Genomic DNA, 14,748 nt, shown 5'->3' with positions numbered 1-14,748 from the left:
GGCAAATTTTTTTTGCTGCTCTTTAGCTCGCTTTCCCGTGAGTTTCTGCTATTACAAATTTTAAGATAAGTTTCGGGTTTGCACCTTGGCGGGTAACATAATTTATTTTTTATTAAAAAATAAAAAAACTGTTTTGAGATCAATCAGTCCATTCCTGCATCTGAGGGCAAGGTAACAACGCTGAGCCAAAAATAGGTAATTGCTTGGACGATCTTGATAAACTCATCTAAATCTAAAGGTTTGATAATATAACAGTTTGCATGGTGTTTATAGCTGCTAAGGATGTCAGCAGCGGCAGGAGAGGTGGTGAGAACCACCACAGGGATTGTTTGCAGAAGGGGATCAGATTTTATTTCGCAGAGCAATTCCTTACCGTCCAGCTTAGGCAAGTTCAAATCGAGCAGGATCAAACCGACAGCCGGCGCGGATTGATAGTGACCCTGCCGGCGCAAAAATTGCAGCGCCTCAACACCATCACGGACAATGTGCAAGTGTTCAACCGAGCTAGTTTCCCTGAAAATTTCGTTCATCAGGTAAGCATCGCTGGGGGAATCTTCCACTAATAGAATTTCAATGGGTTTATTGATGGCTGTCGTGTTCCTCATGAAGCTCTTTCCCATCAGGAATCGTGAAATAAAAGGTTGAGCCTTCAGCTAGACGCGAATCAACCCAAATTCTACCTCCGTGCCGCTCAACAATCTTTTGGCAAATAGCCAAACCGATGCCGGTGCCAGGATACTCTTCCCGCGTGTGCAAGCGCTGAAATACGAGAAAAATCCGCTCGGCGTATTTGAGATCAATCCCGATCCCATTATCACAAATAGACAACTGCCATTGCTCGTCTTGTCGCTCAGCGCTGATATGAATAATTGGTGGCTCTAGGCTGCGGTACTTGATTGCATTACTAATAATGTTTTGTAACAATTGCACCAATTGTGTGGAATCACCTTGGACAGTTGGCAACTCGCTGTGGGTAATGGTGGCGCTAGTTTCTGCAATCGCAACCTGGAGATTCGCCACAGCCGTGTTCAAGACACTTTCCAATTCTACCGGCCTATAGGCTTTAGCCCGCCTCCCGACGCGAGAAAACAGCAGCAAGTCTTGAATAAGTTTCTGCATCCGAGTTGCGCCATCAACGGCAAAGGCAATATATTCGTCAGCTTTGGTATCCAGTTGGCCGCTATAGCGTCTGGCTAAGAGCTGAGTGTAGCCGGTGACGGCACGCAATGGCTCTTGCAAGTCGTGGGAGGCAACATAAGCAAATTGTTCTAACTCGGCATTGGAACGCGCCAAATCTGCCGCCCGTTCTTCGAGAGAGGCGATCAGTTGCGTTTTTTCCTCTTGGGCGCGCCGGCGTTCCATTGCCGTCACAATAATTTCTCCAACAATTCTTAGCAGGGTGATATGGTCTTCTGTCCAGGCTTTGCCGGCGGGTACGCTATCACCGCCAATAAATCCCACAACTTCTCCACCGGCCACGAGGGAGACATTCACCATTGATTGAATGCCTGCCAACTCACACTCAGCTTTTTCCGCCCTAGCTTCCGGTGGCAGTTCAGCCAGATCAGAGATTTGAATCACTTCGCCCCGGCGAAGGATTTCCACTAGCCAAGGAAAGGTACTCACCGGCACATTTTGCAATTTGTGGATGTAAGGTTCAATGCCGGGGGCACACCATTCATGGGTGTTGCTCATCTCGGTGCCGGATTCGTTGAACAAAAACACATAAGTGCGCTCAACATTGATAAATTCTCCAAGGGCATACAGCGCCTCATTAATGCCTTTATCAATCTCAGCCGGCGGCAGGTTGAGAAAGTGAGTTGAGATATCGCTGATCAGTTGTTCCAAGACAAGGCGATATTTAAGAGATTGCTCTGCCTGCTTGCGCTCGGTAATATCAAAAGCAGCAGAAAGGGCAGCAATTTGCCCATCAAACTCCATGAGGGCAACTGACAAGTTTACCCAACGTTCTTGGCCGGTTTTGGTCAGCAGTTGCAATTCATAGCGCGAAGCGAGTTGCTGACCTTGCTGGCGCAGGTAGGGCAGAGAAAATCCCTCTCCTATTCGATTGATAAAGAATTCTCGAAACTTGGGGTGGATCAGTTCTGTGCCGCCGGCAAGCAACTCTTCTCGCGTGTAGCCGGTGAGTTCTTCGGCTGCCGAGTTGACATAGCGCAACTGGGTGCCTTGAGAAATGAAGATCGCGGCTGTAACGGTTTCCGTTAATGTGCGAAATCTCATTTCTCGTTCTTGCAGCGCTTCCAAAGTTCGCTTGCGTTCGCTAATATCTGTATGAATACCAACTAGCCCGATCATCTGACCGGAATTATCTTTAATAGCATACGCCCGCAGCAAGATGTCTAAGATTTTTCCCTGCCGGCTTTGCATCTTGACTTCTCCACTCCAAAAGCCCCCCTGGCTAATTGTCTCAAACACTTGTTTTGCAACCGCCTTGTCGCAGAAGAGAATCGATGCACCGCCAAAGGCGACAAGTTCCTTAATCGTGTAACCAAACAATTCTTGAAACGCTGGGTTTTGGTAGATATGTTGCGTCGTTATATCCACAATATTCACTGCATCGCTAGCACTTTCCACCGCTTGGCTGATGCGAATTAGCTGAGCCTCTGCCTGCTTGCGTTCGGTAATATCTATCCAAAAACCAACGACTTCCAAAGGGTTGCCGGACTCGTCGCGCACAACCTGCGTCTGCTCATACATCCACCGATAAGTTCCGTCCTGATGTTGAAAGCGATATTCAAAGGTGCCCTGCCCCCTTTCAGATACCCTTTGCATCTGGGCAAGAACCCTAGTGGCATCTTCTGGATGAATACGCTCAATCCAGAAACTTGAGTTTTCTATAAAATCTCGCGCTTCGTAGCCTAGTTGAGTCTTGATGTTTTTGCTGATAAAGGTGGCACCGTAATCCTCTGATAATGTGCAGCTGTAGATGACGGCTGGGCTAGCAGTGAGCAAATGTTCCAGACGAGCCTGAGCAATTTTTAGCGAATTTTCCATCTGTTTGCGCTCAGTCATATCGCGAGTGATGCACAAAGTTGATTGCACCTCCCCGTCTGGATGCCGTTCCCCATCTATGGAAAATTCTGGTACGATTCGAGCTTCATAATATTTAATTGTATGAGCGGTGGCAAACTCAAATTCGATAACCGCTTCAGAGCCGGTTTCAAATACCTGCTTCATTGCTTTTTCCCAAGCAGATACAATGGTTTCTGGAAAGCCTAGCTCGCGGTTGGTTTTGCCGATTAATCCTTGAGGCGACAATCCACTTGCTCTTTCAGCAGCGGGATTCGCATAGAGATGGCGTAATTGTCGATCAAAGCGAGCAATAATATCAGGAATATGTTCGGCTAGGGTTCTAAATTTTTGTTCGCTGCGGCGTAATGCTTCTGTTGCCAGTTTGCGTTCAGTAATGTCAGTATAAGCAATTGCCACCCCATAACCTTCAAGGGGAATGGGAGCGGTGGTAACACTGAGCCAGGTAATTTTCTGATTGTCTTTAACAAGTCCAAATTCTACATTTTCAAAAACTTTGTTTTCTCGCAAAGCTTTCACACAGGGAAACTCATGCAATGGCATCGGTGTTCCATCAGCGTGTATTCTATACCATTCTGGGCTTTCACAATTTCTTTCGATCTGTTCTTTTCGGGGCATTCCCAACATTTTTTCTGAAGCAGCATTCGTATCAATAATATTGCCAACTTCATCTGTTATTGAAATACCAATGGGGAAACTTTCAAATAATAGCTTGTATTTTTCATGGTTTTCTGTAAGTGCTGCTTCGGTTAGTTTCTGCTCTGTCATATCGCGAGCAACTATATAAATCAACTGTTCTTCTAGAACCGGAAATGCTGTCCAAGATATCCACTTGTAAGCGCCATCTTTACAGCGGTAGCGGTTTTCAAAATAAAATGTTGGATTTCCGTTTCTTAATTTTTTTAGCTCTGCTACGGTAACGTCGTACTCGTCGGGATGAATAATCTCTAGAAACCGGATTGCGAGAAATTCTTCGGGGGTATAGCCAAGAATGGTAGAGATAGCGGGATTTACACGCTTGAAATAGCCGTCAAAACCGGCAACTCCTAAAATATCGAGAGAAAGACTAAAAAAGCGATCCCGTTCTTCTGTTGCTTGCTTGGCGAGGGTGATGTCTTGGGAGATGCCGACGATGCGGTAAACTTCTCCCTGTTCGTTACAAACTGGAAAGGCGCGGGTTCTGATCCAACGAACTGAGCCGTCGGGCTGAATGACTCGATATTCTTGATCAAAATTGTCTTGGTTTTGGTTTTTACAGAGGGTAATGATGCTCTGGCGATCATCTGGATGGATGGCGTCTACAAAAGAGGAAGGTTGCTCGTATAAACTCTCGCAAGTTCGGCCCCAAATTTGCTCGTAGGCAGGACTGACATAGAGGAACTGCGTTTTGTCGGCATTCATCATCCAAAATACATCGCTGAGGTTTTCTGCAAGCTGGCGGAAGCGTTCTTGACTTTCCCTGAGTGCTTCTTCTGCTCGTTTACGTTCGCTAATGTTAATCGAGTAACCGATCATTCCGATGTTCTCACCGGCCAAATTTTTTTGCAGCGACAGCGACAAATGAACCCAGAGAGTTTCTCCGCTCTTGTTAAGCTTCAGCAATTCTATTTCATGACTGCCTTTTTCTAGAGCAGGATAAAACACTCGCTCTCGCACAGCTTCTCGGTGTTCTAAGGGGTAGAGGCAAGAGATATTCTGCCCGATTGCTTCTGCTTTTGAATATTCAAATAATCTTTCTGCACCTGAATTCCAACTGGTGATATAACCCTCTAAATCGGTAGAAATTACTGAGTCATGGATCTGGCTAATAATTTGCGCTTGCCGTTGCAGTTCCTCTTCCGCTTGTTTACGTTCGCTGATATCGCGAACAAAGGCAAAGAAAAATCTCTCTTGATTAATTTCGGCAAAGGTAATGCTGACTTCTGCACTCACCGTTTTCCCGTTTTTATGACGCAGCACCAGTTCAAATCGAGCCGAGCCGGTTTGAATCAGGGTTTTGATGTATTTGGGGCAGGCTAGGGGGCTTTCAACGGCTTCTAAAACACTGACGTGTATTCCAAGGAGTTCTTGCCGCGAGTAGCCCACAAGGACGCAAAATGCCGGGTTAACTTCCAGAAAGTGCCGGCTTAGATTGAGAATGCAGAAGCCATCGAGAGCAGTTTGCAGAATCACATCCGTGCGCTGTATTTGCACTTGCAACAAGCGCTCAGCTTGCTTACGATCTGTAATGTCGCGCACAATCGCTAAAACTTCATTTCGAGCTTTGCCACTAGCGGCGATCCGGGCTTCGTAATCGAAGGAATTGCCTTGCACCGGCATCTGAAATTCAAGGAGTTGGGTGTTGCCGGTTTGCAGAGCTAGCTCGATGGCGTTGATGAATTCTACCGCTACCGCAGCCGGCAGTAGGTCTGTTACTTTTTTGTCTAAAAACTCATAAAGGGGTACATCCATCGCGATATCTGCGGCAGGGATGCAGTCCAAAAAGGTGCCATCTCTGGCGATGCGGAACAGGAGATCAGGAAGCGCCGAGATTAAAGCGCGATTCATGGCTTCACTCTCGCGCAGCGCCTCTTCAGCAAACTTGTGGGCAGTGATATCCAGGTTCAATCCGTCAAAGACGATCTCGCCGGTGTCTGTGGCGTGTACCCGTGCAATCGCCCGCAGCCATTTCCACTGTCCTGAAGGGGTACGGAGACGGTATTGATGATTGAGGGGTGCCAGCGTTTTCCTTGAGGTTGCCAGTGCCTTTTGCAAAGGCGCGAGATCCTCAGGATGAACTGCATCGAACAAGCTTTCAGGATGTGCCATCCTTTCCTCTGCCGAAATGCCGAGTAGTTCTAACAAGCCGGTGCTGACATAGGGGATAGAAATTTTGCCGGCGGCATCAAACACCCAGCGATAGACGACTCCAGGCAAATTGCCGATGATGGTGTACAACCGTTGCTGGCTCTCGCGCAGTGCTGCTTCGGTGCTTTGACAGTCGAGAATATCTTGCCTAACGCTGGTTGTATTTAAGCACGCTACAGGAATGCAAACGCTGTCTGCCATCTGCGCCTCTTCAAAGATGGGGTTGTCATCCCGCCATGTGCCGGCTGCGGTGACAATCGGGTTGAGAGCGCTTTGTAAGGAAGCAATCAAGGTTGCTGTTTCACCGGCACTGTTTTGCGCCAGATGCTCTACCTGCTGCCGGTATTGTTTGAGTTCGGCTTCGGTTTGCGCGAGGGCGGTTTCCATTTGCTGGCATCTCGCTTGCCACTGTGCCAACTGCTGCCGCAGAGAAGTGTCTGAATCCTCAGAAGGGTTAGGATCTAGAGAGCCGGTGTGGGGGTTCATCGTTAGTCCTGAGTCGAAGCGTCAGTCAAACAGTGGCTAAAGTCTAACGCTTGTTTCTTTGCCAAAGGGCAGGACTTTACAAAATAGAAATCTTGACTGCTGATTAAACAACGGTGAGTGTATCGTTATTTATTCATAAACTCTTTATGTTTTTTCCCTAATAACGTTGACTGCAACCCTTAACGAGTAAAGGTTGCAGTCTTGATAGGAAATGGAAATCCCATTTTTGTCAATTTGTAGTGCCGGCATCTTGCCCGCTTAGGGAGCAAGATGCTCCCAGTGCCAATACTTTTGTTAGAAAGTCTCAGTTTTTTAATTGGAGACTTCAGATATCTCAAGCACGCGACTTTCAAGATCCTTGACCAAAAAATTCAGCGGCTTTTCCCGACGAATTTTGTATTTAATGCCTCGTGTCTGGACACGCATCAGCACCAGTTCCAAACACTCGCTGTCAAAACAGACATGACGCTGCCGATTTTTTTGACCGAGACTCGCTCCTGAAATAATGTGCAATTGGGTATTTTTTTGCATTTGATACCACAATCCGTCTGGGGTATCAAGATTTCTTGTGGGGGTTGCTCCCATAGTGGTGGACATATACAGGGGATCGATGCCGGTGGCACCGAGGGTTTGCTCGTAGTTGTAGTAGTAGTGCAGGGGCACATCTGCCACCGGCAGATCCAGCAAACCTTCATAAAACTGTCGCGCGACTTCCAGATCGGACACCATGATGGTGTGAACTTTGGGGGCGCTGGTGAGAAACATCCACATCGCCCCGGCATAGGCAGCCAGCAGCATCACCATGATCCCCTGGGTGGATAACAGGCTATCCAGGGGCAGGGATGGCAAAAAGGCACTCAAGGTAGGAGTAATACTAAAGGTTAGAATCATGAACCAAGAAGGGATGAACAACACTCAGCGGTATCAATCGGCAGCCGATCTGCTTTTAGGGACTTTATAGGACAAAACGATAGCATTGTTAATAATTTTATCAAGGCCGCATCGATCTGGTTGCGTCTCGATGAGTTTTCAGCGCCGGCAGCGCTTCCCCAGGAAAACCGCGCAAAGTGGAGGCGCAACAGGGATTTTTCTGTTTTTTTGGCGGCAAGGGAGTTTGTAATTGTGGGAAACACTGGATATATTTATTTAGAAATCGCTGTTGGTGGGTAGAAACTGTGCAACCGCCTAATTTTTCTGAAAGCAATCATCCTCTTGTCAAGTCCCTGTTTCATCACTCGGATGGGGAGTTGCTGACGCTGTTTCAGCGCCATCCTGAGCAGGGCAAGTATTTTACAGCAATTTTCTGCCGCTACAGTCCAATTGTCTATAGCCTGATTTCCCACGCTTGCAAGTCGCCTGTGCAGGCTGATTATCTGTTTGCTTTGACCTGGCGGCATATTTATTATGAATTGCGGGGTCTGGATTTGCGGGAAAATCAAGAAAATGGCGCAAATGAGCCGGCTTTGACGCTACAAAATTGGTTGATCAATATGACGGCTTTGTGCGTTAACTCCGTGGAGTTGCCGCCGGTTGAGTCGATCCACTATTCACTACAGGCGGCATCGCCACCGTTATGGTGTTATATCCAACAAGCGCTGGAAGTGCTGCCGGCTTTGGCGCGGGTGGTGGTTTTAATGGCTGAGACTTTCCAGTGGAGTGAATCCCGGATTGCCGGCTATTTGCAAGCTGAGGGCGATGAAATTACACCTGCTGAGATTAAACGGGTACTGAAAGAAGGCCACCACCTGCTAGAAAAAGAGTTGCCGGTGGATATTCGAGAGATCTATCTCGATACCCTTCCCACTGAATTTGGGCAAACCTCTGCGGTTAAGGCTTGAAGGGGGATAAAAGTCTGACAGCCGGTTTCTAGATGAGCCGGCAGCAAGGTTTATCCTATCAATTTGCGGTAATTGAATAGCCTTGGAACCGGCGATGCTCAATGAGCGTCGCCAATTTTGTTGCGAGCAAGCTGAGCGTTATGGATGTGCTTGCTTGAGGCTGCTGTGCCTTCAAGTTTGTCCTGACAGTAAGCCTGAGTGCTGTCAAGCTTCTGCTTCTCCACATCTAAGTTGCATACTGATGTTGTACGGATATCAGGATGAAATCCTTGGGTTTAACGCTTATGCTTGAGATTGCTCCTTTTTTGAAGCGCTCAAGACCGGCACGGGTGCGCCGGCAAGGGGGGAGTTTCTGTACGGGATCAATCTAAAAATGTAATTTAACCGTTCATTAACTTTCAACTCAGTAAATTTACTGTAAATATTTAAATTTTAAGAAATATGAATATTTGACGAAATTGAAAATATTTTAAAGAATAAATAGAGAAGAGATTGAGCGATTAAATTATGAAACTAACTGAAAAAATTGGCATTGGCGGAGCGTTGCTCAGCTTAGCGATTTTTGTTTTAGGAATTTATTATCCTTTAGCTAATAATTCGATTGATATTGAATATTCTTCTGAAACTCTTGCGGTAAAATTGGGGAAAGGAAAAGTCCCGAAAAAGTATTCCGAGGCAGCGTGGGGAAAGGTGGGTGCTGGCGGATATCAGGCAGCAGCTCAATGGATGACATCACATAATGGAAAAGGCCAAGGCTTAGATGAAATTCAGAAGGAATACTTGCGGCCCCATTTTGGGGATTTAGTTGATCGGGTAGATGTTGTTTATAATGCCACATTACTAGATGAATGGGCGGCTGCGAGTTTAAGATTAAATTTTGGCAAGTCTAATGCTCAGGTTTATGGGGATAAAATTTATGTAAAATCGGCTTATAAAAGAGGGAGTGTTAAGCAATTAATTTTACTCGCCCATGAGCTAGTTCACGTTGAGCAGTATGAAAAATTGGGCAGTTTAAATGAATTTGGTTATGAATATTTTAAGGAATACGAGCGGGCGGGACAAAGCTATCGGCACAATATCATGGAACGGGAGGCTTTTGAGTTTGAAGCAGAGTTCGCCAAGTGGCTATCTCTGGAACTGAGAAAGCCTTATGAGAAGCCCAAAGTTTTAGATTTAAAAAAAGACTTGTTTGAAAGCCGACAACTTGACTGACAAAACCACTGAACTGGCTTTTTAAGTTTTTAAGAATGTAACAATTTTTCTGATATTGCTGTTGGATTGGGATCTATCAGCCCTCCGTCCATTCAAGCCAACGTTAGTATCGATTATAATAGCGGGTGTGTTAAAAATCGGGAACTCTCTGTCAGCGAAGCGATTCTCAGAGATTAATGCCGGCATAACTTTAGCGAAATTGTCTGCCGGTTTCTATTGCAGTTAAGTCAAATTGTCCTTCTAGTTTATCAGTATGAAACGAGCAATCCTCTCTTCTTGTCTGGCTTTCGTCTTAACCGCTGCTATTGCTTTAATTGTTGGGTTAGCACAACCCCGCTTAGCTGCTTACGACACCGGCAGCTTTGTCGCAACCTCTACGCATCAGCTTAATTTAAACACGGCCAAACCCAACCGTAGCGTAAATACTTTAGCAACGGCAAAGTCACTCAACTCGGTGCGCGGTAGCATCGCTCAAGCTTGGCTAAATCATGGAGAATTCTCAGATGCGGTACTGATCGGAAATTCAGGTGCCGGTGATTCAATCAAAGATCAACTTCGGTGTGGGTGTGCAGCTTGCAATGCTCAGACAAGTCTTGCAGCATAGTACACTTTTGGTTGTTGGATTTTGGATGAGCATCTCAATTTTATAGGTCAAAGCATTCGGGTTGGAAATGTTGAGTTTGAGCCATCATTTTTCGCCCGAATTGCTATTTTTCTTTGTTTTTTTATTTAATTTTTTAATACAATTTAAAGAGTGATAAAAAATTTTGAAGTGACACAATGAGGTTAAATTATGCAGTTAAAAGGCATTAAGCGTGGTAAAACTATTGAACTGTTAGAAGAGGTTGATATTCCGGATGGGCAAGAAGTTTTGCAGTGATGGCAAGTTTGTGGAGTGTAGAAGATACTTCAACGAAAGATTTAATGGTTAAATTTTATAACAACTTAAAGCAAGGAATGAGCAAAGGGGAAGCCCTGCGGCAAGCAAAAATTAGTCAAATTAACAAGCATCCTTTTTTCTGGTCTCCATTTATTTTAATTGGAGATGCCCAGTAAGTCTACTCACTTGGGGGCATTTCAGATTTGTCAAAATATGGAAGTGGGAGCATCTTGCTCCCTAAGATCACGGCAAGCTACCAATTTACAAAAATGAGATGCTCTCCATTTCTGAGGCAGTTTCAACAACGATTACGCTATCATATTGCTTGGCTTAATCTGTTTCCTCAATATCGTCGGTTAAATACTATTACTGAAAAGATGGCGAAGTTAATACCGATGTTTAAATTTAATCACTTGGGTTTACAAAATGCGATTAAATTTTTAAGGGGAAGTGTTGTAGATTACTATGCTTAATCACTTTGACAAGAACATCACGATTGAGAGTATGAAAATTAGAGAAATCCTGCAACAAAAGCGAGAAGAGATTCTACTCCTCGCTGCTCAACATGGAGCATCCAACGTGCGAATATTTGGCTCAGTCGCCAAAGGTGAAGAACGAGAGGATAGCGATGTAGATTTTCTGGTGGACATGAATAGTGATCGCAGTTTACTTGATCGGATTGGTTTAATCCAAGATTTAGAAGACTTGTTAGGACGGAAAGTTGATGTGGCAACGGTTAAGGGATTGCGAGAATATTTTCGAGAACGAATTTTGAGCCAAGCTATCCCCCTATGACAGATGACAGGATGTATTTACAAGATATCTGTGAGCGCATCAGTCGCATTGAGACTTATACTCAAGGGGGAAAAGCAGAATTTTGGCAATCTTCTTTAATTCAAGATGCAGTGATTCGCAATTTTGAAGTGATAGGAGAAGCGGTGAAGCGGCTTTCTCCCAAGTTGAGGCAAACTTATCCAGAAATTCCTTGGCGAAGAATTGCTGGATTTCGAGATGTCCTGATTCACGACTACACCGGCATAGATTTAGATGAAGTTTGGAATGTGGTTGAACGGAATTTGCCAGAGTTAAAACCGAAAATTGTACAAATTTTATCGGAAATAGATGATGAGACTTGAAATTGCCAAACGTCCCATAGCTGCCTTTGAAAAACAGTTTGCTTCTAACCCCAATTTCTATAATTTTTCAACATTCAACCACAATTCATCGGGTTTAGACACCGGCAGCGTAACGGTAACAGTCGTGCCGCGCTGCAACTGACTTTCAACGCGAATGTGTCCTTGATGATTCTCCACAATTGCCTGAGCGATTGCCAACCCTAACCCCGATCCTGCGGCTGCCCCATGCGTACGGGCAGGATCGACTCGATAGAAGCGATCAAACAGGTGAGGCAAGGCGTATTCGGGAATACCGGCACCTGTATCGCTGACACTCACCTGCAAATGGATGCCGGTGCTGCGGGAGAGGAGAGAACCGGCACGCAATTCCACCCGCACCTGTCCGCCGGCGGGGGTATATTGCACCCCATTACTGACAAGATTGGTAAATAGCCGCGCTAACTGATCCCAGTCTCCCTGGAGGGTGAAGAGATTCGACAGTTCAAAGTTGCCGACAAGTGGGGCGGGAGGATCGAGCAAGTCTAGGGAAAGGGTGACGCCTTTTTCTGTGGCAATTGCCTGCTGTTCTTCCATTACTTCCATGAGCAGCGCGTCCAGAGGCACCTCAACCCAACTGCGCTGCACCATGCCGCTATCCTGTCTCGCCAGAAATAGCAAATCATCCACCAGACGCCCTAACCGGCGCGTTAGCCTTTCGATCAGCTGGAGTTGCTGCCGGTGGGGTGGCGAGTTTAACTCTGGGTCAGAAAGCGCCACTTGCACATTGGTTTGAATCGTGGCGATGGGATTTCTCAGTTCGTGGGAGGCGTCGGCGGTGAACTGCTTTAACCTTTGGTAAGACTCTCGCACCGGCTCCATTGCCAGTCCGGAAAGCAACCAGCCAATCCCGCCGACACCCAGCACCATGAAACTTGTGCCTAAGCTGAGATCGACGAGCAGCTGGCGGATCGGTTTTGTCACCTCAAACCAAGGATGACTGACGCGCAGGTATCCCAGCACTTGACGCCCGATTTGCACCCGTTCCGTAACCTGTCGCAACAGATGACTGCCGGGGAGTTGTACGGTTTCGCCGGTGCGGTTGGGATGCAGGGGAATGTTGATTCGTACCGGCAGGGTTGACCACAGCAATTCGCCGGTGGGACTGAACCATTCTAGGTCGATGTGGTCGTCTTCTAAGGCGTCTGAATTGTCTCGAAAACTGGCTTCCACGTTGATTCGCAGTTGCGGTGCCGCAGCGGTTGCCGGCCCGACTGGTTCAATCACAAGCGACCGCTCCACCACTTCCACCACATGGTTCAGGGTGTCATCAATCCGCTCAATCAAGGTGCTGCGGACATAAAGGTAGACGCCGGTGGCAAAGAGCAATAGCAGCACAGCAGTTACGGCACTATACCAAATTGCTAACCGCCGGCGAGTCGCTTGAAACATAAGAATCGCTTTTAAATTTTCTCTTCTCGATTTAACATTTAAACTTTTATGAGAATTTTTGTAAAATCTTATTGAAAATCTTTCTTATTTTTTTAACAATTTCGCGCCATTTGACAAGGTTTAAGTTTTATGTTTTTATAGTAAACCAGATTAATTTTTTATAGTTAATTTCTAAGTAATTATCTAAGCAGTCATAGATAACCAATAATCACTTATAGCACAAAACCCTAATTCTGCCGTTGGCTGGCCCTGTCTAAATCATCCCGATTCCGGCAACCCGCTCAAGTCAGCTTCTGACTAAGTAAATCTTACAGATTGACTAAAAACATTAAATATGTAAATAAACTAGAATCGGCGCGATTTAAGATTACAGAATCAATAAACCTATACAATTAATTTCTTACAAAAATTCCCAGATAGAAGATTCAGCTTCATTTATCCATCAGATTTATCTGTGAAGCCGGCATCCTGAAAAGCTTACTTCTAAGGTTTTAAAAATAAATCCTTCAACAGATGTAAACAAAGCAGAACCCTGCCTTTATCAATTATTAATAAAACTTACGGAAGACTTTATACAAGCTTTAAATGCCATCCGAGAAATCAATGTTACGGTAAATACTGAGAACACCAAAAAAATTAACCTAAGATGGGTGCCGTGCAAACTAATCGCCTGATCGCCTCAACACTTGCCGCCGCAGTCGCTACAGTCGGCATGAGCGCGATTGCTGAAGCCGGCACGATTCGTCACGACCGATCTGACACTGACTACCGAACCCGGGCAAACTTGTTTCCCAACGTAGGCCGGCTGTCTTTGAGAGGCCCTGCGAGCACTTGGAGTTGTTCAGGAACGCTGATCGGTTCAAATTGGTTGCTCACCGCCGCCCACTGCTTGGAGGATCAAGCAGCGAATTCCCAAAACGTTACCACTGGGAGTTTTTCAATCGGCGGTAACAGCTATTCCATTCGCGGTGGCGTTAAATATAGTGGCTGGTTAAATAACAATCGCAATCCAACTGCCGGCGCTGACATTGGACTCTTGCAGCTCAGCAGTAATGTCTCAAATGTCACAGCGGCTTCGCGGTTCACCGGCACAAACGAAGCGTTGCAGGTGGGAACTTATGTGGGGTTTGGCAATCGGGGGACAGGTTTAACCGGCCAAATTGCCGGGACTGCCGGCACGAAACGTGCAGGGGAAAATACAATTGCCAATGGCACCATTTTGGATTGGTCTAGCAACTTACTGCTCTCGGATTTTAGCGATCCTCGCAGAGCCGGTTCCAACGCCCGAAATTTAGAATATGGCATCGCCCAAGGAGATAGCGGCGGGGGATTATTTATTAATGGACTTCTTGCCGGTGTTAGCACAGTCGTTTATAACAGCAACGCGAATTCCATGTGGAGTGATTATAACGATTACTCCCTGGCAACTCGCGTTTCATCTTTTAATCATTGGATCCAAAATGTGATGAATCAGGGATTGGTATCGTCAGGAATTACGACTGCCGGATTGCCGGCAACTACTTCCACTACTAATACTTTAATGGCTGCGGATATGGCAGAGTCAGAACGATTAGAAGATTTACTGACAATAGCCATGTATGAGGATATTTATAGTAACTCGGCCAAAGTGCCTGAACCTTCCACAGCGCTTGGTTTGCTTTCGTTAGGTGGGTTGCTAGGTTTGTTGCGCCGGCGCAAGTAATTCAATAATTCCTCTCAAGTATATATACCCTGAATTACAAGCTTTTATCAATACAATTTTGCCTAGGTGCGGGTGAACTCATTTCTTAATACCTATTCGCAAAAATAAAACGATTAATTACAGGGAATGGAGCAGTCGTAACTTTGCCCATTCCCTATAAATTTAACT

The 14,748-nt window shown here is 45.9% G+C and carries 11 protein-coding genes; 7 read left to right on the top strand and 4 right to left on the bottom strand.

What is annotated here, in order from left to right:
• Positions 1-143 precede the first annotated feature (143 nt).
• The 3 genes from H6F56_RS09645 to H6F56_RS09635 all read right to left on the bottom strand — a co-directional run bounded on the left by H6F56_RS09645 (position 144) and on the right by H6F56_RS09635 (position 7,275).
• Positions 144-605: a response regulator gene (locus tag H6F56_RS09645; protein ID WP_190667262.1), complete on the bottom strand. Its 462-nt coding sequence runs from the start codon at positions 603-605 to the stop codon at positions 144-146.
• Complete coding sequence (locus H6F56_RS09640; RefSeq protein WP_190667261.1) at positions 580-6,384, bottom strand: PAS domain S-box protein; 5,805 nt, start codon at positions 6,382-6,384, stop codon at positions 580-582. Before H6F56_RS09640 ends, H6F56_RS09645 begins: the two co-directional genes overlap by 26 nt.
• 312 nt (positions 6,385-6,696) lie before the next feature.
• Positions 6,697-7,275 carry a glyoxalase-like domain protein gene (locus tag H6F56_RS09635; protein WP_190667259.1) on the bottom strand — a complete coding sequence of 193 codons (579 nt, stop codon included), beginning with the start codon at positions 7,273-7,275 and terminating at the stop codon, positions 6,697-6,699.
• A 284-nt stretch (positions 7,276-7,559) separates the two neighbouring features.
• Here H6F56_RS09635 and H6F56_RS09630 point away from each other — a divergent pair, with 284 nt between their 5' ends.
• The 6 genes from H6F56_RS09630 to H6F56_RS09605 all read left to right on the top strand — a co-directional run bounded on the left by H6F56_RS09630 (position 7,560) and on the right by H6F56_RS09605 (position 11,450).
• The gene (locus tag H6F56_RS09630; RefSeq protein WP_190667257.1) at positions 7,560-8,222 is read left to right on the top strand and encodes a sigma-70 family RNA polymerase sigma factor; all 663 of its coding nucleotides are present in this window, start codon (positions 7,560-7,562) and stop codon (positions 8,220-8,222) included.
• A gap of 507 nt (positions 8,223-8,729) precedes the next feature.
• A complete protein-coding gene (locus tag H6F56_RS09625; protein WP_190667255.1) occupies positions 8,730-9,434 on the top strand; it encodes an eCIS core domain-containing protein in 705 nt (234 codons plus the stop codon).
• Positions 9,435-9,687: 253 nt separating this feature from the next.
• Complete coding sequence (locus H6F56_RS09620) at positions 9,688-10,038, top strand: hypothetical protein (protein ID WP_190667253.1); 351 nt, start codon at positions 9,688-9,690, stop codon at positions 10,036-10,038.
• Between the two features lie 275 nt (positions 10,039-10,313).
• On the top strand, positions 10,314-10,490 hold the full coding sequence (locus H6F56_RS09615; RefSeq protein ID WP_190667251.1) for a CHAT domain-containing protein: 177 nt from the start codon (positions 10,314-10,316) through the stop codon (positions 10,488-10,490).
• A gap of 328 nt (positions 10,491-10,818) precedes the next feature.
• The gene (locus tag H6F56_RS09610) at positions 10,819-11,109 is read left to right on the top strand and encodes a nucleotidyltransferase family protein (RefSeq protein ID WP_190667396.1); all 291 of its coding nucleotides are present in this window, start codon (positions 10,819-10,821) and stop codon (positions 11,107-11,109) included.
• A complete protein-coding gene (locus H6F56_RS09605; protein ID WP_190667249.1) occupies positions 11,106-11,450 on the top strand; it encodes a DUF86 domain-containing protein in 345 nt (114 codons plus the stop codon). The genes H6F56_RS09610 and H6F56_RS09605 overlap by 4 nt, the downstream gene beginning before the upstream one ends.
• Before the next feature lie 57 nt (positions 11,451-11,507).
• Here the strand turns inward: H6F56_RS09605 and H6F56_RS09600 are convergent, their stop codons facing one another.
• Positions 11,508-12,878 carry a sensor histidine kinase gene (locus H6F56_RS09600; RefSeq protein WP_190667247.1) on the bottom strand — a complete coding sequence of 457 codons (1,371 nt, stop codon included), beginning with the start codon at positions 12,876-12,878 and terminating at the stop codon, positions 11,508-11,510.
• Positions 12,879-13,533: 655 nt separating this feature from the next.
• Here H6F56_RS09600 and H6F56_RS09595 point away from each other — a divergent pair.
• Positions 13,534-14,580, top strand: a complete 1,047-nt coding sequence (locus tag H6F56_RS09595) for a S1 family peptidase (RefSeq protein ID WP_190667245.1) — start codon at positions 13,534-13,536, stop codon at positions 14,578-14,580.
• Positions 14,581-14,748: the final 168 nt, after the last annotated feature.

Source organism: Microcoleus sp. FACHB-672 (assembly GCF_014695725.1).
In the GTDB taxonomy this organism is placed as follows: Bacteria; Cyanobacteriota; Cyanobacteriia; order Cyanobacteriales; family Oscillatoriaceae; genus FACHB-68.
Note: the sequence above shows the minus strand (reverse complement) of the source record. Positions and strands in the feature narration are given on the sequence as shown.

Excerpts from the sequence above, each read along its gene's own strand:
- H6F56_RS09645 (WP_190667262.1), bottom strand. The coding sequence starts at position 605 with ATGAGGAACACGACAGCCATCAATAAACCCATTGAAATTCTATTAGTG.
- H6F56_RS09640 (WP_190667261.1), bottom strand. The coding sequence starts at position 6,384 with ATGAACCCCCACACCGGCTCTCTAGATCCTAACCCTTCTGAGGATTCA.
- H6F56_RS09635 (WP_190667259.1), bottom strand. The coding sequence starts at position 7,275 with ATGATTCTAACCTTTAGTATTACTCCTACCTTGAGTGCCTTTTTGCCA.
- H6F56_RS09625 (WP_190667255.1), top strand. The coding sequence starts at position 8,730 with ATGAAACTAACTGAAAAAATTGGCATTGGCGGAGCGTTGCTCAGCTTA.
- H6F56_RS09620 (WP_190667253.1), top strand. The coding sequence starts at position 9,688 with ATGAAACGAGCAATCCTCTCTTCTTGTCTGGCTTTCGTCTTAACCGCT.
- H6F56_RS09615 (WP_190667251.1), top strand. The coding sequence starts at position 10,314 with ATGGCAAGTTTGTGGAGTGTAGAAGATACTTCAACGAAAGATTTAATG.
- H6F56_RS09610 (WP_190667396.1), top strand. The coding sequence starts at position 10,819 with ATGAAAATTAGAGAAATCCTGCAACAAAAGCGAGAAGAGATTCTACTC.
- H6F56_RS09605 (WP_190667249.1), top strand. The coding sequence starts at position 11,106 with ATGACAGATGACAGGATGTATTTACAAGATATCTGTGAGCGCATCAGT.
- H6F56_RS09600 (WP_190667247.1), bottom strand. The coding sequence starts at position 12,878 with ATGTTTCAAGCGACTCGCCGGCGGTTAGCAATTTGGTATAGTGCCGTA.